Source organism: Spongiivirga sp. MCCC 1A20706 (assembly GCF_046524175.1).
Lineage (GTDB): Bacteria > Bacteroidota > Bacteroidia > Flavobacteriales > Flavobacteriaceae > Spongiivirga.
Map to the genome: position 1 here is coordinate 193,287 of NZ_JBEFZF010000003.1, position 19,332 is coordinate 212,618.

General features: G+C 35.9%; 16 protein-coding genes. 5 read left to right on the forward strand and 11 right to left on the reverse strand.

Annotated features, from left to right (window positions below):
• Positions 1 to 18: 18 nt before the first annotated feature.
• From ABN763_RS08790 to ABN763_RS08820, 7 genes are all read right to left on the reverse strand, one after another.
• Positions 19 to 2,454, reverse strand: a complete 2,436-nt coding sequence (locus ABN763_RS08790; protein ID WP_410485085.1) for a TonB-dependent receptor domain-containing protein — start codon at positions 2,452 to 2,454, stop codon at positions 19 to 21.
• On the reverse strand, positions 2,435 to 3,805 hold the full coding sequence (locus ABN763_RS08795; protein WP_410485086.1) for an HTTM domain-containing protein: 1,371 nt from the start codon (positions 3,803 to 3,805) through the stop codon (positions 2,435 to 2,437). Before ABN763_RS08795 ends, ABN763_RS08790 begins: the two co-directional genes overlap by 20 nt.
• Positions 3,806 to 3,808: 3 nt before the next feature.
• On the reverse strand, positions 3,809 to 4,930 hold the full coding sequence (locus ABN763_RS08800; RefSeq protein WP_410485087.1) for an imelysin family protein: 1,122 nt from the start codon (positions 4,928 to 4,930) through the stop codon (positions 3,809 to 3,811).
• 130 nt (positions 4,931 to 5,060) lie between these two features.
• Positions 5,061 to 6,278, reverse strand: a complete 1,218-nt coding sequence (locus ABN763_RS08805) for a DUF4856 domain-containing protein (RefSeq protein WP_410485088.1) — start codon at positions 6,276 to 6,278, stop codon at positions 5,061 to 5,063.
• Between the two features lie 138 nt (positions 6,279 to 6,416).
• A complete protein-coding gene (locus ABN763_RS08810; RefSeq protein WP_410485089.1) occupies positions 6,417 to 7,280 on the reverse strand; it encodes a hydroxymethylglutaryl-CoA lyase in 864 nt (287 codons plus the stop codon).
• Between the two features lie 31 nt (positions 7,281 to 7,311).
• A complete protein-coding gene (locus tag ABN763_RS08815; protein WP_410485090.1) occupies positions 7,312 to 7,938 on the reverse strand; it encodes a LysE family translocator in 627 nt (208 codons plus the stop codon).
• Positions 7,939 to 8,967: a quinone-dependent dihydroorotate dehydrogenase gene (locus ABN763_RS08820; protein WP_410485091.1), complete on the reverse strand. Its 1,029-nt coding sequence runs from the start codon at positions 8,965 to 8,967 to the stop codon at positions 7,939 to 7,941.
• 159 nt (positions 8,968 to 9,126) lie between these two features.
• Between ABN763_RS08820 and pepT the strand changes: the two genes are divergently transcribed.
• Together pepT and ABN763_RS08830 are read left to right on the forward strand one after the other, a co-directional pair.
• A complete protein-coding gene (gene pepT, locus ABN763_RS08825; protein WP_410485092.1) occupies positions 9,127 to 10,362 on the forward strand; it encodes a peptidase T in 1,236 nt (411 codons plus the stop codon).
• 320 nt (positions 10,363 to 10,682) lie between these two features.
• On the forward strand, positions 10,683 to 11,270 hold the full coding sequence (locus ABN763_RS08830) for a YdeI/OmpD-associated family protein (RefSeq protein WP_410485093.1): 588 nt from the start codon (positions 10,683 to 10,685) through the stop codon (positions 11,268 to 11,270).
• A 90-nt stretch (positions 11,271 to 11,360) separates the two neighbouring features.
• Here ABN763_RS08830 and yajC read toward each other — a convergent pair whose 3' ends face one another.
• The 4 genes from yajC to ABN763_RS08850 form a co-directional block, all read right to left on the reverse strand.
• The gene (gene yajC / locus ABN763_RS08835) at positions 11,361 to 11,660 is read right to left on the reverse strand and encodes a preprotein translocase subunit YajC (protein ID WP_410485094.1); all 300 of its coding nucleotides are present in this window, start codon (positions 11,658 to 11,660) and stop codon (positions 11,361 to 11,363) included.
• A gap of 24 nt (positions 11,661 to 11,684) precedes the next feature.
• A complete protein-coding gene (locus tag ABN763_RS08840; protein ID WP_410485095.1) occupies positions 11,685 to 12,158 on the reverse strand; it encodes a DUF1573 domain-containing protein in 474 nt (157 codons plus the stop codon).
• 40 nt (positions 12,159 to 12,198) lie between these two features.
• Entirely contained in the window at positions 12,199 to 13,137 is a 939-nt protein-coding gene (nusB, locus tag ABN763_RS08845) for a transcription antitermination factor NusB (protein ID WP_410485096.1), read from the reverse strand.
• 85 nt (positions 13,138 to 13,222) lie between these two features.
• Positions 13,223 to 14,326: a Glu/Leu/Phe/Val family dehydrogenase gene (locus ABN763_RS08850; protein ID WP_410485097.1), complete on the reverse strand. Its 1,104-nt coding sequence runs from the start codon at positions 14,324 to 14,326 to the stop codon at positions 13,223 to 13,225.
• Positions 14,327 to 14,468: 142 nt separating this feature from the next.
• Here ABN763_RS08850 and ABN763_RS08855 point away from each other — a divergent pair, with 142 nt between their 5' ends.
• The 3 genes from ABN763_RS08855 to ABN763_RS08865 all read left to right on the forward strand — a co-directional run bounded on the left by ABN763_RS08855 (position 14,469) and on the right by ABN763_RS08865 (position 19,291).
• Positions 14,469 to 16,226 carry an ABC transporter ATP-binding protein gene (locus tag ABN763_RS08855; RefSeq protein WP_410485098.1) on the forward strand — a complete coding sequence of 586 codons (1,758 nt, stop codon included), beginning with the start codon at positions 14,469 to 14,471 and terminating at the stop codon, positions 16,224 to 16,226.
• Between the two features lie 76 nt (positions 16,227 to 16,302).
• Entirely contained in the window at positions 16,303 to 16,683 is a 381-nt protein-coding gene (locus tag ABN763_RS08860) for a PUR family DNA/RNA-binding protein (protein WP_410485099.1), read from the forward strand.
• Between the two features lie 97 nt (positions 16,684 to 16,780).
• A complete protein-coding gene (locus ABN763_RS08865) occupies positions 16,781 to 19,291 on the forward strand; it encodes a M14 family metallopeptidase (protein ID WP_410485100.1) in 2,511 nt (836 codons plus the stop codon).
• Positions 19,292 to 19,332 lie beyond the last annotated feature (41 nt).

Sequence of the window (19,332 nt, forward strand, 5' to 3'; positions counted from 1 at the left end):
ACTGTTCAGTTTGTTGATTTATATTTTAAATTGAAGTGTTGTATAAAAGGTCAGTGGTGGTGAAGGAATAATCCCCGGTCCAGGATAACCCGTTGCTCTGCGTGTAAAATACGATTTATTCAAGAGATTATTGATACCCGTTTCTAATTTCCATTTTTTATAGGTATATGATAAGGATACATCTAAAATGTCATATGCAGGAATACTTCCTTCGATACCGCGCTGATTATCAGTAACATCTTGCGGGGCATTGGTCGCATCAGTAAACTGCTCGGAAAGATATGTATACTGAATACTACCTAGTAAATTTTTATACCCAAAGTTAAGCCCGGTTTTAAGATTTATAGTAGGTATAAACTCCACCTTTTTACCTTCCACATTATTACGCTGGGATTCTAAATATTCGGATTGGGTCAACGCTAGGTTGGTGAACATATTTAGTTTGAGATTGTCATTCTGATTCAACAGGGTATTTTTAATATTCCAATCAGCAAAAGTCTCTAAGCCGTATATAAAAGCCTTGCCAATATTACCCCTTAATCTAACAACACGACCATTATCAACATCTAACACCTCGCCTAACCTATTATCGTATAGCAAGCCGTAAGCACTAAAATCGAAAGAAAGATCATTACCCAACTTACCTCTAAGACCGAGATCAGCCGTAAAGCCATCTTCATCGCCAATATTAGGGTCTACTATAAAACTAGGATTTGTAATACGGATATCACTAAAGGTTACAGAGCGATAATTTTCTGAAAAATTAGCGTATAATTCTATGTCTTTATTCCATTTATAGGTCGCTCCGATACCGAGCAATATAAAATTCCGCTCGAAAACACGATCATCGCGAACCGCCTCATTCAACAAAACATTACCTGCCAGATCGAGTACGATATTTTGAAAACTCCCCTCACTTTCTGTTTTGACATACTCAAATCTGAAGCCAGGAGTTACCGTTAATTTATCGGATAGTTTGAACACATTTTCACCAAAAAATGCAACATTCAAATTGGGTAAATCAAATTGTGCCTGTCTTTCAAAATTTGGAAATTGATCAGTGGCGAAATTAAAATCAGGGGCTAATGAAGCGCTTCCGGGACCTTGTCGCTGGTCATTGCTAGTTTTATAAAACTTTGATCCTAGCAATAGTGCTGATGTTCTTTCCTTGATTTTATAACGAGTAAGTACACGTGCTTCTGCACCCCAATTAGAGAAATTGTCAACAAGCAACTCTCTTGCTTGTGTAATATCATCAGGCTGAGAGACGCGATTTTGCCTAAAGCCAACTGCACTTCTAGAAGCATCTAGGCCAAAAAAATGAAGACTCGCATCCGTATTGGTTGAAAATTGATGATCTAAGCGAAGTGAATATAAATTCCAATCGACATCAAACCAATTGCGTTCGCGATTACTAAACTCAGGATCTGCAATAAACTGAGCATCAGTTAAACCACCCGCTTGTTTTGCCAAATAATTGAGTTTAGACCACTCTGCTGTTAACTTGGTTTTGTCAGTAAATTGATACCCAATATGAATGTGGCCATTTCTGGAATTAAAACGAGAATTAGGTCTAAAACCATCCCCTTCTTTATATAAAAAATAACCAAAGTAACTCAGCTTTCCTTTTGTACCGCTAAGACTATTATAACTGGTTAATAAATTATTCGATCCAATACTTTGTCTCGAAACAAACTCAATCGGTTTATAACTTGGTGGCTTAAATTTAAAATTAATCAGTCCTCCAAATTGGGTCCCGTATTGTAAGGAAGCTGCACCACGAATTACTTGAATTTCGCTCAATGCTTCTGGCGGTGGAGTATAGTAACTCTCAGGATAACCAAGTACATCGGCACTAATATCATATCCATTTTGGCGTGTATTAAAATTAGCGCTTCGGTTTGGGTCTAGTCCACGTCCTCCGATATTTAATTGAAGTCCTGCATCATTATTCTCATAAATATTAAGTCCGACCACTTGACTATAAACTTGTCTTGCATTATTGGCTGCCAGATTCCCGGTTATTTGATCAATCTGAATCACCTCAGTTTTTTTTCCGGAATAAATTGCCGTGCCTTCTACTTCTCTTAATCGTCGAAGCGCAAATACCTTTTCACGCTGTTGGGTTAACACCACTTCTGATAGTTGTTCTCCTAATTGCTCTAAGGGGATCGTTATTTTTTCATTAGCACTTAATGAAACTTTTTGCTCCACAATTTTGTAGCCATATGCGAAAACAATGAGATCGTAGATAGCTGCATCAAGATTGTTGTATTGCACCTTACCCGTTTCATCAGTCACCAATACATATTCAATATTCTTGAGGTAAACCTCTACATTATTTACTGGATTATTTGAACCATCGACAACAGTTATATCCAGCGTGAATTGTGCCCAACAGGAAAAACTTATAAAAAACAAAACGCTAAATAATCTAAATTCCTTTAATCTCATCGTTGAACGGAATAATCCAATTTTTGTGTTTAAATGATTCTTTTATTTGTGATAAATCGACAGTGGGGTCTACAAAGGTGGTACTCGGACGACCATTAAGACTCACCACATTTTCTACATATACGGCAACTTTCGTTTCATTTTTAGAAGAAAAGTGGTCGCTTAAGAAATGTGCATATTCTAAAATGAAGTCCGGCTGAAAGGACATTTGCTTCTCTTGAAAAGGTGTCAAAAAATCGCTATTGTCCACATAAAACCACTTATCAGTATTTTTATCGACAATCTTAAATTGAGCATATCCGGATTTCTCCATCAACATTACGCGCCAAGAAAAACGATAGCCTTCTTCCGTCCAAAACAACTCACCAGGATATGCCAGATTTCGAAAAGGAAACAATAATTGAAACAAAAAGAAAACACCAATAACAACTAGCACTCCTTTTTTCCTATTCAGTGATAGTTGTTGATACGATCTCCCCGAATTAAAAATAGATACGTCGGTTTTAATTATTCTTCCAATAAAGCGAATAATCTTTTTGTGAAAAGTAGCATCAAAAAATATCAATGCACTCACAATCATAATATACGGAAACATCCCAATGGGAAACAATACACGTGTTAATACATGAAATATTACCACCATTATAAATGCATATGGCCTTGTCTTTTTATACAAAAGAAAAAACGGAATAAGAAGGTCATAAACGGCACCACCCCAACTAAAGGCATAATGTATCCAGCTTTCTGTCATTAAGTCACCAATTAATGGAATATCGAATTTGCTGGGGAGCCATATTTTGAGGGGCATTGCATTGAGAAGCCAATCTGAATTAAGCTTAGCCAATCCTGCATAGAAATACACAATGGCCATTAATAATTTCAGGCTATCAATAGTCCATTTAGGAACTTGTTGAAACCGAAGCTTTGAATCTTTAAAGGCATCAATTGAAAAATAGCGATTGGCAGGTAAAAAAATGAGTAGGAAACTCAATATGCTTATAAAATAGTAGTGGTTTAGATAAGTGGTTTTATCCATGAGTTCTATGTAGGTAAACCCAAGAAAAAATACAATGATCGCCATCCGATATTTATAACCAAGCATAACCAAAACAGCAGCAATAGCCACGATCGCAAATAGTATATAAGTATAAATGCCTAGTGGCTTTACCCATTCAAAACCAAAATAAGAAAAGAAGAATTTTGGTTGAATATATAGTTTATCAATCCAACCGTAAGACCAGAATCTAACTATACTAATGAGCATCATTAAACCAAAAAAAATACGAAAGACCGCCAAAGGGGCGGCCTCAGTATGCTTATTCAAATAGCTCTGAAAACGATTCTTACTCATTGATTAATCACCATCAGCATCAACAAAATCTATACTAATGCTCATTGCAGAGACCATGTCTACTTTAAACAACGGTACCGCAGCCTGTACTTGCTGATATGCATTAAGCATTTGCGTAGGTGGATTATTAGTTTCTATTTCTGTTCGAAATGCTCCTAAGGCTGAAACGGCTGTTTTAGCTGTTTCCAATTGTGTGTTTATCGCTGCGGATAAATCCGCACCGTTTTTCACTGTATTTAACTCATCTAAATACGATTTCAAACTCTCTCCGCGCGTCGTTGAATTGTAATGCTTACCGTTAAAGAAGTCAATACTTGCTTGAAGTCCAACTAAAAACAATTCGTTTGAAACATCATCAGCTTTGTGAAAAGCTTCTATGGTATTAGGTGCCGGAGTGCCCGTAAAAACCCCAAGAGGAATACCCATTTTCCCTGCTCTTAAGAACTTCTCATAATAGAATATAAAATCGTTTACAAAACGATCTACAGAAGCAGTTGCTGAACTTCCGCTGTTATTCACAAAAGTATCGCGATAATCATTAGTCCAGCTTGAAGCTACACTATTAGATAAGGAGGTCATATCTTGAATAACAAGCTTTAGATAATCTAAATGCGCCTCCCCTTCAGAATTACCTGAGTAAATTTGAACAATTTCGCCATCGGTGCTTGCCAAACCGTTTAACAAATAATCTATTGCCGGAAAACCTTTTGCATCTCTGTTAGAAGGCAAACTTAAATTGGCCGATCCGGACGTGATATTATCGCCTATTTTGGTTACACTTGCAGGATATGAATTGATGTTAAGTCTTAGGCCAACTTGTTCGGCCGGACCTATCTCGAACATCGAAACACGTTGCCATACCTTATAAGATGTTAACCATTCCGCACGAAGAGCAACTAGGTTTTCTTGAGTAGTCTCGTTCTCAAATGTGTTAAAGGAAGTTTGCAAATCATTAAGCTTGGCATTAAAATCTGCATAAGCGGGTATGATAATATTGTCAGCCCAATTTGTTAGAAGAGCTACTCTATCAAAATTATCTGATGTCTGATCTCCCCCATCACCATTATCGTCTGAACATGCGATAAGTACCAATCCAATAATCAAAAAGGTGATTATCTTTTTCATGCTTCTTATTTTTATTTATTCTAATTAAAGCGGAGCAAAGGTAAAAAAAGAGATGAATTATCGGTAATTAACCCATCCCTTTTTTCAACATTCAAAACCAAAAACTCGTGTAAGACACACAAAGTTCTTTTTAGCTTCCAGCTTGAGCTACTGTGAAGTCAAATTCTGCAGCAATTTCTGCTGATAAAGCATCAAGAGTTTCACTGGTAACTGTCCAAAGACCATTATCACCATCACCCATTAAACGACTTATAATTGATTGGACTTGTGTTCTTGTGAAATAAGGTTCGTTGGTACCAGGCTTACGAGTAAATTGTAAGCTGTAAATGAAACCATAACCTTCTGATATATCATGAAAACCACCACCAAAATCCTCATTGGCTAGTGCATTTTTTCCTTGCTGTAAATAGTAAACCGCTCTAATACCAATTACTTTTGAGATCAATCCTCTTAGAATATTGGCTTGTTCATCTCTTACTGTATAATTTTTGGCAACAATAGCCGCGCGTCCTAATTTAAAGGCATCAAAAATATCAGCTGCTATCCCGGCAAAATCATCATCACCTTCTACACGACCAATATACTTGTTAAGAAAGCTATCAGCCCCTAGATCAGCATTCGGATTTGCAGGATCGGCGTTTAACCCATAAGCGTACCCAAACGCTTCATCCCACTTATGCTCCATAGTAGTATATACTTTGCCCTCTGCAACAATATCTGCGTCGTTATCTGCTCTATTGGTTGACTCATCTAAAACATTAGTACCTAAGTAGTGATTAATTGCTTGATCTGCCATTAAAGCACCTATTAAGCCTTTTACAATTGCTTGATCATACTCCAACCCCTTATCATTTACATAACGGGTACTAGAACCATCTGCAATTTGGCCAGCGTTCCCTGCAGTAGCTACTACATCTATATTCGGTTTTACTTCAGTAATTTGCTTGGTCATAAAGTCTTCAAACTCTGCTCTAATTTCCGCTGAAGCGGTTGGATCGTTAGCAAAAAAGTCAGCAGAATTAGCAGTTTTTGCTTTCAAAATTTTTGTTGTTTCGCCATTCAATGCTGCCTCTGCGAACGGAGTATTTTGATTGGCATACATATCCAGCAAAATTTGCTCTGAGTTGTTATCCCAATCTTTTAGCATATCGGCTAGTTCCTCTCCCATTTTTATTCTAGTGGTTTGCCCACCAAAACTTACAGTACTACTTCCATCTCTTTCGAAAGAATATGTTGCCGGTGCAACTACTGTATTATCGATAGGAGGCATGTTATCATCATCCGATGAACAAGAAAATCCTATAAAACATAGCGAAGTAAGCGCTAGTGATTTGGTAATTAGCTTCATTATTTTGTGTTTATGTTTATTTAGACTGATTATAAATACGAAGCAAATATATAGTTGTAAATCTAAACAAACAACCTTTATTTAGATTTATTTTAAATAAAAATAATATTTAACAATTAGGCAATGCCTTAAGTCTTCTTAATGGTAGTGATTAAAGATTTTGCTTGCCTCATTATAAGCACTTTCAAAGCTCATAGGCCGGATATTTGTATTTGCTTTTTCCGCAGTAAAATAAGACACCATCCGCTCGGTTGGCATATTTCCTGTCAGTTCGTCTTTAGCCATTGGACAGCCTCCAAAACCTTGAATAGCTCCGTCAAACCTTCGGCAACCAGACTTGTAAGCGGCATCAACTTTTTCATGCCATTTAGTTGGTGTCGTATGTAAGTGGGCACCAAACTCGACCTCCGGATATTTAGGAATCAAATTAGAGAATAGATAGGATATCACTTCGGGTGTAGAGCTACCAACGGTATCTGACAAAGACAATATAGACACTCCCATGCTAGCTAATTTCTCGGTCCAATCGCCAACAATATCAACGTTCCAAGGATCGCCATACGGATTACCAAATCCCATCGAGAGGTAAGCAACTACTTTTTTGTTTGAGTTAGAGGCTATTTCTAAAATCTCTTTTAAAACATCGATAGATTGGGCTATTGTTTTATGAGTATTTCGCATTTGGAAGTTCTCTGAAATAGAAAAAGGATACCCCAAATAATCAATAGGTTCATGCTTTGCAGCATCAGTAGCGCCACGTACATTCGCAACAATAGCAAGTAATTTACTGCTGGTTTTTGAAAGATCTAGTTTTGAAAGCACCTCAGCGGTATCTACCATTTGCGGAATGGCTTTTGGTGAAACAAAACTCCCAAAATCGATAGTATCAAAACCACAACGCAACAACGATTGAATGTATTGCACTTTTTTATCCGTAGGGATAAATGTCTTGATACCTTGCATGGCATCACGCGGACATTCAATTAATTTTACTTGCTGCATATAGTTGAAAAATAACCTACGTAAAAATAATTTATTTATCCGGGACTAAAATAAAAATGGCGATCCCTACAAAAACAATGATCTGGAGCCATTTTAGCACCAAACCGGATCTTGGATTCTTTATTAAAAAGCCTGATATCATTCCTGCCAATAATGCAATTAATGTGAATACAAAAAAGCTTGCCAGAATGAATAGAAAGCCTAAACTGTAAAACTGGACAAGTTCGGAATACGTATTACTAAACAAAAAACGGGGAAAAAATGCGAGAAAGAATATGGAAACCTTTGGGTTTAATACATTCATTATAAAGCCCTGTTTAAATAGTTGAATGGTACTTTTTTTCTGAATACCCTTCCTATTTAATACAATTTCACCACTGCTGTTATACACAATCCACGCCAGATAGCAAAGATAGATTGCGCCAAACAGTTTTAAGCCAAAAAACAAATAATCATTAGCTTTTATTATTGCTGAAACGCCAAATGCAACCAATGAAGTATGAATAATGCAGCCTGTCATTAGTCCTAAAACGGTAGCAAAGCCGTACTTAAAACCATTCACCATGCTTTGCATTAATACAAATATATTATCGGGACCTGGCATAATTGCCAAGGTCATCGTTGTACCTATAAATGAGATAAGTATTCCATAATCCATTTACGAAACACGCTTTAAAATAGCACGATTTATTTTACCTATAAGAGTAGGGCCTTCATAAATAAAACCAGTGTACAATTGAAGAAGATCTGCACCGGCTTCCAATTTTTCAAGAGCATCTTTTGCTGAGTGAATACCGCCCACACCAATAATGGGGAAGGCTTTATTACTTTTTTCTGCCAAAAACTTTATTACTTCAGTGCTTCGATTGGTTAGGGGTTTTCCACTTAATCCCCCTTTTTGACTCGCCAAAGTGATGGGACTTTTTAACCCTTTTCGCGATATTGTAGTGTTGGTAGCAATAACTCCAGCAATTTTTGTGTCTTTTACAATATCAATAATATCCAATAACTGTTCATCTGTAAGATCAGGCGCTATTTTTAATAAAATTGGTTTTGGTTTTTGCTTAATGTTATTTAGATGCTGTAACGTATTCAATAAATGCGTCAGTGGTTCTTTATCCTGTAATGCTCTTAAATTGGGAGTATTTGGTGAAGAAACATTTACTACAAAATAATCAACATAATCATATAATGCATTAAAGCAAATGGTATAGTCATCCACCGCTTTGTCATTTGGTGTCACCTTATTTTTACCAATATTTCCACCAATTAAAACACCCTTATTTTGTTTCAATCGTTTTACAGCATCTTCAACTCCCCCATTGTTAAATCCCATTCGATTAATGATAGCACTATCTGTTTTCAGTCGGAATAAACGCTGCTTTGGGTTACCATCCTGTGGCTTTGGGGTTAACGTACCGATTTCCACAAATCCAAATCCAAAATTTGACAACTCGTTGTACAACTTGGCATCCTTATCAAAACCCGCGGCTAGTCCCACAGGATTATTAAAAGTAAGACCAAACAACTCGCGCTTTAATCCCGGGTTATCGACCACATATAAGTTTCGAAATAGCTGCTTAAATCCAGGAATTTTACATAAAAAACGAATAAGTGAGAAAGTGAAATAATGAACTTTTTCAGGATCGAATTGAAAAAGTATGGGTTTGATTAGTAATCGATACATATAATAAGGTGTAGTAGCACAAAAATAGCAAATAGGTATGGTAGTTTAAAAAGCAAACATCTAAAGTTACTACTTATAAAAAGAGCATGATAAAAAAGGAAAAATCCCTGGTTTATTTTAACACATGTGTCGTAAATTTATGATGAAAAAGCCCGCCTTATGATTGATAAAGAACAACTAATAAATCGTTTTATTAGTTATGTTACCATCGACACGGAATCTGACCCGAATTCTGACACTTGTCCAAGTACAAAAAAGCAATGGGACCTAGCAAATAAATTAGCTAATGAATTAAAAGAAATGGGAATGAGTGATGTAAGCATTGATGATAATGCCTATATCATGGCAACATTACCAACTAACGTTAATCACGAGGTTCCTATTATAGGATTTATTTCTCATTTTGATACTACTCCGGATTTTACAGGAGCTAATGTGAGCCCACAAATAATTGAAAACTATGATGGAAAAGATATTGTTCTAAATGAAGAACTCGATATTATTTTATCTCCCAAGGAGTTTGATGATCTTAAACAATATAAAGGAAAAACCTTGATAACAACTGATGGCACTACCCTACTAGGTGCTGATGATAAAGCAGGTATTACCGAAATCATGGAAGCAATGAAATATTTGCTTGAACATCCTGAAATTAAACATGGTACCATTAGAGTAGGATTTACTCCAGATGAAGAAATAGGCCGTGGCGCTCATTTATTTGATGTTCAAAAATTTGGAGCAGATTGGGCCTATACAATGGATGGCAGCCAAATAGGCGAGTTAGAATATGAAAACTTTAATGCTGCAGGTGCCAAGGTTCATATAAAAGGTAAAATTGTACATCCTGGTTATGCCAAGGGAAAGATGATCAACAGTATGTATATCGCTCAAGAATTTATTGATTCGTTACCAAAAATGGAGACACCAGAGCATACCGAAGGTTATGAAGGTTTTTTTCATTTAACTGATATTAATGGCAATGTAGACGTAACCCATTTAGAGTATATTATTAGAGATCATGACAAAGGGCATTTTGCAGCACGTAAAAACATGTTCGAGCAATTGGCATATGATATTAACAGCAAGTACCAAAAAGAACTAGTGAATGTAGAAATTGCTGATCAATATTACAATATGCGTGAAAAGATAGAACCAGTTATGCATATTGTTGATCTAGCTGAAAAGGCCATGCAAATAGCTAACATAAAACCAATAATTAAACCCATAAGAGGCGGAACTGATGGCTCACAACTAAGTTATAAGGGATTACCTTGTCCAAATATATTTGCCGGAGGACATAATTTTCATGGTCGTTATGAATATGTCCCTGTAGAAAGCATGGTCAAAGCCGTTGAAGTAATCGTTAACATAGCAAAAGAAGCAGTAAAACTTTAAATAAATGGATTTTTATCCTTAAAAATCAGTTGTTTATCGAAAAGCCATACTTTTTTAAACAAAACTTCATTCTATCGAAGGTGTCTAATTTATATTGCAGTGCAATTACGATATAAATAGCACTAATTATTTTGAATTAGTCGATGATTTCTGATCAAATCATCATTTACATTTGACAAAAGCAAAGTCCCCAATTTTGACCTATACAGTCTACTTGTTTTTGCAAACTAAGAAAACACCTGTTTCGGCAGGTGTTTTTGATTTCAGTTCTTCTTATTTCACACAAATTTGTATCTTCTTTCCTGTAAACTCTACCTGTTATGGAAAAATCCGAACGATTAGAACGATATTTTAAACGAAACATACAATGGGGTGAAGAACTTAGTTTCTTGAGAAAACTTTTAAATCAGTCCGAGTTAAAAGAAGATTTTAAGTGGAATTTTCCTGTTTATACCTTGAACAATAAAAATGTTATTGGTTTGGGAGCATTCAAGGCCTATGCAGGCTTATGGTTTTTTCAAGGTTCATTTTTAAAAGACAAAAAGAAGGTATTGGTCAATGCCCAAGAAGGGAAGACAAAAGGAATGCGGCAATGGCGTTTTACATCAATAAATGAAATGGATTCGGAATTCATTACTAGCTATATTGAAGAAGCCGTTCAAAATCAAAAAGATGGCAAAGAAATTCGAATAGAAAAAAAGTCGGATGTGGTACCGAAGCTGCTAGAACAAAAACTAGCAGATGACAAAAGATTTCAATCTAAATTCGATGATCTAACTCCAGGAAAAAAAAGAGAATTCATTGAGTATATCAATGAGGCGAAAAGAGAAGCTACTAAATTAAGTAGATTGGAAAAAATCATTCCGATGATAATGGACGGTGTAGGGCTCCATGATAAATATAAATAAGTCCGATTTAAATCAGCTTACTTTAAGAGAAACAAAAAACCCGGCTAAGATTTAGCCGGGCTTTTATATCCAATCGTACTATTTGCTATGCTATTTTTTCGCCGGCGCTGCAGGAGCATTTAGCTTCTGACTCATTTCCATTGACAATGCGCTACGCTCAAACTTGATTTTTCCTGCACCTGTTTCAATAACACAGGTATTATCTTTATCATTAAGTTCAAGTACTTTACCATGCATACCACTTTTGGTAATGACACGATCGCCGCGTTTTAAGCTACTTGCAAAATTCTTCTCCTTTTTTTGACGTCGTTGTGCTGGTAATATCATAAAAAAGAATATCACCACGATCATCATCAATATAAAAGGTAACTGTCCTCCTAATCCTTCCATCTCGTTTACTTCAGGTACTTATTATTATTTGCCGCTAGTTGCCGCTGCTGCGGTTGCTGCTGGCTTTACAAACGCCTTGATTGTTAAAGTCTCTTTACCCGACTCTGTATTAGCGTTTACTGTTAAACGTTTAGTGACTTGATTCTGGCCACTACCATTGAACTTTACAAGAATTTCTCCACTAGCACCTGGTGCAACAGGTTCTCTGGTCCACTCAGGAGCAGTACAACCACAAGTAGTATTAATATTTGCTATTACCAAAGGAGCTTTTCCTGTATTGGTAAACTTAAAAACATGCTGCTGAGCCGCTCTCGATTCGATTTCACCAAAATCCCATTCGTTTTCTTCAAACTTCATCACAGGAAAGTTCCCTACATTGGCATCTCGTTGAGCAGCCACTTCTACATTTTCTGCCTTTACTTTTGAAGTTGCATTTTCTTTACAACCAATGGCAAAGGTTAGCAATATCACACTTGATAAAAGAGCTATTTTTTTCATTTTTGTTTAATTTTGATGGGTAAAAATACTATTTTTTTATTCACATCAAACCCCGTCCGACCTTATTTAACGTCCCTTTTTGCTGATATTCTTTTACAAGTTTATCAAGAATACCATTAATAAAGACACTACTCTTAGGAGTTGAATATTCTTTTGCAATTTCTAAGTACTCATTTATAGTAACCTTAACCGGTATCGAAGGGAATTTTGTAAACTCGCATATCGCCATTCGTAATAATACGGCATCAAGTTGTGCAATACGCTCTTTATCCCAATTTGGTGTTTTTCCTTCTATTTCTTTTCCTAATGCTTCGTCATTAAGTACCGTTTTTCGAAAAAGGTCTATTGCAAATTTTTTATCATCTTCATCCTTAAACAGCTTTGGTAGTTTAAAGTCAACGTCCTGATTTATTTTCCGAAGTGTTTTTAACACCATTGTATTTACCAAAGGTAAATCGTCAAGCCAAGTTAGGCGTTTATCCTCTAAGTAATCATACAACTTATCGTTAGGAGCAATCACTTGCTTGTATAAATCTATTATAATGTTCAAATCTCCCTTAAATGATCTTTTCTCATCTTGTAGATAGACCTGATACAAGTCGCTTTCAACAATCGCATCGTAAATGATACGGACGTATTCATCGTCATCTTTCCAATTTCGTAGTTTACGATCATCTAACAAGTGTATCAAATTAGAATTATTTGATAGTGTAGTGAGTAGTTCGTTTTCTATAAATTTTCTGGAAGGGTTTTTTTCTTCGGCTGTTGCCAAGTATTTCTTTTGTCCTTTTTCTAATTGAACCTCTGCCAGTGCTCTAGTTTCCAACAACAGGTTAATCATAATTAAGTATAGATCATACATATGATCCATACTGGCATTCAAAAACTTTTCTTGAGGTTTAAGATCATCATTATTAGCACGTTGAAATGCGTAAACAGATTGCATTACTTTCACCCGAATATGTCTTCTTGTCAACATTTATAAAGAACTTGGCTATGAATAAAAAAGGCGAAAGAAGTTATTTTCTTTCGCCCTGCAAAAATACTATTATACTAAAAAAAAGCTACTTTTTAATGCCTTTTTTTCGATCATCAATTCGTTGTTGAGCAATACTTAAGGCTGACTGATGTGATGTATACCCGTTCACTTCGGCATGCTTAAAAATATCTAAAGTAGTGTTATAAATATTTTCAGTTGTTTTAATAATCCAATCCCGATCATGAGATTCTAACTCGGTATATACATTAATAATACCACCAGCATTTATTAAGAAATCTGGAGCATAAGCAATACCGCTGTCTTTAAGCATGGCCCCATGTCTAGTTTCATCTGCTAATTGATTATTTGCTGCACCAGCCACCACCTTAGCCTTCAATTTGGTTATTGACACATCGTTTAAGGTTGCGCCTAAAGCACATGGAGCGTAAATGTCCATATCTTCATCAAAAATATCTACACCTCTAAAAATCGTGGTATTGTATTTTTTACTAACCACTTCTAGTCGTTCTTCGTTAATATCAGAAATGACAATATTAGTATCTTCTTTAGCCAAATAATCTACTAAAGTTTCGCCTACATGTCCTATACCTTGTACTAAAATTTTCTTTCCTCTTAAATCATCAGTCCCAAATTGATACTTTGCGGCAGCTTTCAATCCCATATACACCCCATAAGCAGTGATTGGACTAGGATTTCCTGCACCACCAATCTCTTCAGAAATTCCGGTAACAAAAGGAGTTACTGTTCGTACCAGATCCATATCAGCAGTATCCATACCTACATCCTCGGCAGTATAGTATTTACCGCCTAAAGTATGTACAAATTCACCAAAGCGTTTCATCAACTCCGGTGTTTTTTGGGTTTTAGCGTCTCCTATAATGACCGCTTTGCCACCGCCCAAATTCAATCCCGTAATAGCGGCTTTGTAAGTCATACCTCTGGAAAGGCGTAATACATCATTTAAGGCATCCCATTCACTTTGGTACGACCACATTCGGGTACCCCCTAAAGCAGGACCTAAAACTGTATTATGAATTCCAATGATTGCTTTTAAACCTGTATCTTTATCCTGACAAAAAACAACTTGCTCATGGTCGTTAAAAGAAAGTTGTCCAAACACTGGATCGGCCTTTATCAAGTCTTTTTTTTCTAGTATTTCTGATGTCATTATTACTTAGTTGTTATAATAGATGTATTTTATTATTCGCAAAATGATAGCGCAAAAATAACTTCATTTTGAATAATTCTACATAAAATACTATTAAAATTGTCAAATGTGCATACTTTAACGTTGATTAGCAAATTTGTAAATGAAAGAACTTCAGCATTTAAATAAATACTTTCGCAAATATCGTAAACAACTTACCCTCGGTATTATTATAACCATAGTGGCGCGGATATTTTTGTTATTTACACCACGCCTTATCAGGGAATCTATTGATGCGGTTATCGATTATGAAGAGGGCATCATAACTGACAAAGCTGTCTTAAAAACTGAATTAGTAGAAAACATCTTACTGATTATTGGTGCTGCAATCATCGCAGGAATTTTGACCTTTTTAATGCGCCAGACCATTATTAATGTATCTCGATATATTGAATATGATCTCAAAAATGAAGTGTATCAACAATATCAACGACTATCACTTAGTTTCTACAAGAGTCACAGAACTGGCGATTTGATGAACCGTATTAGTGAGGACGTAAGTAAAACAAGAATGTACTCCGGACCAGCCATCATGTATAGCATTAATACGCTAACACTTTTCATTATAGCGTTGATTTATATGTTTAATGTTGCACCAACATTGACTTTATATACCATCATACCGCTACCCATACTCTCGGTTATCATATACAGGCTTAGTAGAGCGATTCATAGACGTAGTACTATCGTACAGGAGTATTTATCGAAATTATCAACCTTCACGCAAGAATCATTCAGTGGCATATCGGTCATCAAGGCCTACGGTATTGAACCGCAAACCAATGCTTCATTTGCGTTATTATCTAATGAAAGTAAGGACAAACAAATTGATCTTACGAAGGTACAGGCATTATTTTTCCCACTAATGCTATTGCTTATTGGGGTAAGCAACCTAACCGTGATTTTTATTGGCGGTCAACAATACATTAGTGGAGAAATAGCCAGCATAGGTATTATTGCGGAATTTATTATATATGTAAACTTACTCACCTGGCCGGTTGCCACAGTTGGTTGGGTGACCAGTATAGTAAAACAAGCTGAAGCATCTCAAAAACGCATTAATGAATTTTTAAGCGAAGAACCTGCTATTGTAAATTATAACGAGAATCCTACACCTGTATTAGGAGATATTGAGTTTAAAAATGTGAGTTTTACTTATGATGATACTAACATTACTGCATTAAAAAATGTTTCTTTTAGCATTAAGCAAGGTGAGACTTTAGCTATTATCGGAAAAACCGGCTCAGGGAAATCGACCATTCTCGACCTTATAGGCCGCTTGTATGATATTAATTCCGGAGCTATTCAAATAGATGGCCGTGCTATCAAAGATATGAACTTATTCGATCTTCGAAAAAGCATTGGTTATGTACCACAAGATGCGTTTTTATTTTCTGATAGTATTAAAAACAATATCAAGTTTGGCAAGCAAAAGGCAACTGAAGAAGAAGTAATCGAAGCTTCTAAAAATGCCGCCGTCCATGAAAACATAATTGGTTTTGCTAAAGGTTATGATACCGTTCTTGGTGAACGCGGAATCACATTGTCAGGTGGACAGAAACAGCGTGTATCGATAGCGCGTGCTATCATAAAAAACCCTAGATTACTTCTTTTTGACGACTGTTTATCTGCAGTTGACACCGAAACTGAAGAACAGATTTTGAATAATCTATACAGCATATCTCAAGATACTACTACGATAATTGTAAGTCATCGTGTATCATCTGCTAAAAATGCTGACAAAATAATCGTATTAGAGGATGGCCATATTATTCAGGAAGGAAATCATGATTCTCTCTTAAACATTGATGGATACTACAAAGAGCTTTATAACAAGCAACTCTCTGAAAAAGAAATCTAAGAATTTGTTGGTGGCTAACTTTTTTTTTTACAAATTTGGTTCAGTTTAAACCAACTTAGATTTAAGTAGAAGGAATATGAGTGAAAAATCAATTTTAGAAAAGGAAGAGATTTTTTCTAAAGTATTAAGAGCCGGACGTAGAACATATTTTTTTGACGTAAGAGCTACAAGAGCAGGAGATTACTATTTAACTGTAACGGAAAGTAAGAAATTTACGAACGACGACGGATCGTACCATTTCAAAAAACACAAAATTTACCTGTATAAAGAAGATTTTGATTCTTTTAAAGAAATTCTTGAGGAAATGACCCAGTATATAGTCAATGAAAAAGGACAGGAAGTCATTTCAGAACGTCATCAGCGTGACTTTAAAAGAGATTATGAAGAGAATGAAAGCGCCAGCGAAGATAATAAAGGTACTGATAGCTTTACCGATGTCAGCTTTGACGATATTTAGAAAGTTTTAACGTATTATATAAAAACCGTATTGATAATATCAATACGGTTTTTTTTATTTTTACTACATCACCAACAAACCACTACACCAAACAACTATGAAGAAAATTTTTCTGCTGCTACTAACAGTATCTGCACTTTGTACTGCTCAAAAAACTATTGATCTCTCTTATTATTTACCCCAAAACATCACCTATAATCCTGATATTCCTACCCCGGAAAGTATTATTGGTCATCAAGTAGGGCAATGGCATGTTTACCACAGCAAGTTAGCGTATTACATGAAGGCTCTTGCTGCAGCATCAGACAGAATTACTATTGAAGACCGCGGCAAGACATTTGAAGACAGACCACTATTATTATTGACCATCACCTCTCCAAAAAATCATCAAAATATTGATCAACTCAGAAGAGAGCACAATGATTTTGCTTCCGGAAAATCCTCAAAAAATGTAAATGATATTCCTATTGTAGTGTATCAAGGTTTTTCTATACACGGTAATGAACCAAGTGGTTCTAACGCTGCCTTATTAGCTGCATATCATCTTGCAGCAGCGCAAGGTCCTGAAATCGACGCATTATTGAACGATGCTATAATCTTGTTTGATCCCTCTTACAATCCAGACGGGTTATCTCGTTTTGCGTATTGGGCGAACACCAACAAAAGCATTCATCTAAACACGGATAACAACGATCGTGAGTTTAGAGAAGTGTGGCCGGGCGGTCGAACCAATCACTATTGGTTTGACATGAATAGAGACTGGCTACCAGTACAATTACCTGAATCAAGAGCCCGAATTGCTAGTTTTCATAAATGGATGCCAAATGTTTTGACAGATCATCATGAAATGGGTACTAACAGTACTTTCTTCTTTCAGCCTGGAGTACCATCAAGAACGAATCCGCTTACCCCGAAAATGAATCAGCAATTAACTAAGGAAATTAGTCAGTTTCACATTGATGCTCTTGATAAAATTGGTTCTCTGTATTATGCTGAAGAAGGCTTTGATGATTTCTATTATGGCAAAGGAAGTACTTTTCCAGATGTAAATGGCGGTATTGGTATTTTATTCGAACAAGGCAGTTCTCGTGGCCATGCTCAAGAAAGTGAAAATGGTGTGGTCACCTTTCCCTTTTCTATAAGAAATCAGTTTACAGCAGCTTTATCAACATTGGAAGCTGCGAAAGAAATGAGAACGAAGATTCTTAACTACCAACGTAGTTTTTATAGCGATGCTAAAAAAGAAGCCACTTCAGATAGAACAAAGGCTATTGTTTTTGGCGATGAAAAAGATGCCACCAAAGCATATCATCTTGCTGAAATTTTGAAAAGGCACCAAATAACAGTACATGAGCTGAAAGACAATTTTACCCAAAAAGGCAAAAAGTATAAAAAGGGATATGGTTATGTCGTGCCAATGCAGCAACAAAATTACAAGCTAATTAAGGCCATGTTTAACCGTCAAACAAGTTTTCAGGACAGTATCTTTTATGATATATCAGCATGGACATTCCCTCTGGCTTTTGGTTTAGATCATGAAATGCTGAGTAACCTGAATCAGGCAGGAGCGGAAATCACTGATCTCAAGGCCCCAAAAAGTACTATTAATAAAAGTAACTATGCCTATTTGTTCGAGTGGCATGAATACTATACACCAAAAGCACTACATAAAATATTAAAGAAAGGACTTCGTGCAAAAGTGGGTGCTACTCCATTCAAATTAAATGATGTTAATTATGATTATGGAACCATTATGGTACCAGTACAAAATCAAAAATTAAAGTCTGACGAGCTTTTTAAATTCTTAAAAGAAGTAGCAGAAGAAAGTCATATTAGCATAACAGGGGTGAATACGGGAAATACCATCGGCATTGACTTAGGAAGTAATGACTTTGATGCCCTAACCCTCCCAAAAGTAGCTATGTTGGTTGGTGACGGTGTGACCAGTTACGATGCGGGTGAGATTTGGCATTTATTTGATACACGATATGAAATGAACGTAACTCGAATTGACACTCGGAGTTTTGACAATGTAAACCTATCAAAATATACACACTTTATACTTCCAAATAGTTGGGGTGGTTTAAGTGATAATAGTGCAAAGAAATTGAAGACTTGGGTTCGTAATGGTGGTACGCTAATTGGTTACAGAAATGCCGTAAGCTGGCTTAAACGTAAAGAATTTATCAAGCTAGAGCTGAAAGAGAATGATATGGAAGCGAAAAATATTAAGTTCGATCAACGTCGTGATTTTAGAGGGGCACAAGTTACCGGTGGTGCAATTTTCGAGGCCAATATTGATAGATCACACCCAATTAACTTTGGATATAAAAATGATGAAATATCTCTTTTTAGAAACACCAATATTCACATAAAACCCGATAAAAACAGCTATAACAATCCAATTAAATATACTTCAAAACCCTTATTAGCAGGTTATATTTCTGAAGAAAATTTAGATAGCTTAAAAAATACGGTACCATTTCAAACAAAGCGCTTAGGTCGAGGTCGTGTTACTGTTTTCACGGACAATACCAACTTTAGAGCTTTCTGGTATGGCACCAATAAATTGTTGATGAATGCGATTTTCTTTTCCAAGATGATGTAATAATATATTAGTAATGAGTAGTAAGTAGTGAGTAGTGAGTA

Coding starts and splice junctions, on each gene's coding strand:
- ABN763_RS08790 (WP_410485085.1), bottom strand. CDS start 2,454: ATGAGATTAAAGGAATTTAGATTATTTAGCGTTTTGTTTTTTATAAGT.
- ABN763_RS08795 (WP_410485086.1), bottom strand. CDS start 3,805: ATGAGTAAGAATCGTTTTCAGAGCTATTTGAATAAGCATACTGAGGCC.
- ABN763_RS08800 (WP_410485087.1), bottom strand. CDS start 4,930: ATGAAAAAGATAATCACCTTTTTGATTATTGGATTGGTACTTATCGCA.
- ABN763_RS08805 (WP_410485088.1), bottom strand. CDS start 6,278: ATGAAGCTAATTACCAAATCACTAGCGCTTACTTCGCTATGTTTTATA.
- ABN763_RS08810 (WP_410485089.1), bottom strand. CDS start 7,280: ATGCAGCAAGTAAAATTAATTGAATGTCCGCGTGATGCCATGCAAGGT.
- ABN763_RS08815 (WP_410485090.1), bottom strand. CDS start 7,938: ATGGATTATGGAATACTTATCTCATTTATAGGTACAACGATGACCTTG.
- ABN763_RS08820 (WP_410485091.1), bottom strand. CDS start 8,967: ATGTATCGATTACTAATCAAACCCATACTTTTTCAATTCGATCCTGAA.
- pepT (WP_410485092.1), top strand. CDS start 9,127: ATGATTGATAAAGAACAACTAATAAATCGTTTTATTAGTTATGTTACC.
- ABN763_RS08830 (WP_410485093.1), top strand. CDS start 10,683: ATGGAAAAATCCGAACGATTAGAACGATATTTTAAACGAAACATACAA.
- yajC (WP_410485094.1), bottom strand. CDS start 11,660: ATGGAAGGATTAGGAGGACAGTTACCTTTTATATTGATGATGATCGTG.
- ABN763_RS08840 (WP_410485095.1), bottom strand. CDS start 12,158: ATGAAAAAAATAGCTCTTTTATCAAGTGTGATATTGCTAACCTTTGCC.
- nusB (WP_410485096.1), bottom strand. CDS start 13,137: ATGTTGACAAGAAGACATATTCGGGTGAAAGTAATGCAATCTGTTTAC.
- ABN763_RS08850 (WP_410485097.1), bottom strand. CDS start 14,326: ATGACATCAGAAATACTAGAAAAAAAAGACTTGATAAAGGCCGATCCA.
- ABN763_RS08855 (WP_410485098.1), top strand. CDS start 14,469: ATGAAAGAACTTCAGCATTTAAATAAATACTTTCGCAAATATCGTAAA.
- ABN763_RS08860 (WP_410485099.1), top strand. CDS start 16,303: ATGAGTGAAAAATCAATTTTAGAAAAGGAAGAGATTTTTTCTAAAGTA.
- ABN763_RS08865 (WP_410485100.1), top strand. CDS start 16,781: ATGAAGAAAATTTTTCTGCTGCTACTAACAGTATCTGCACTTTGTACT.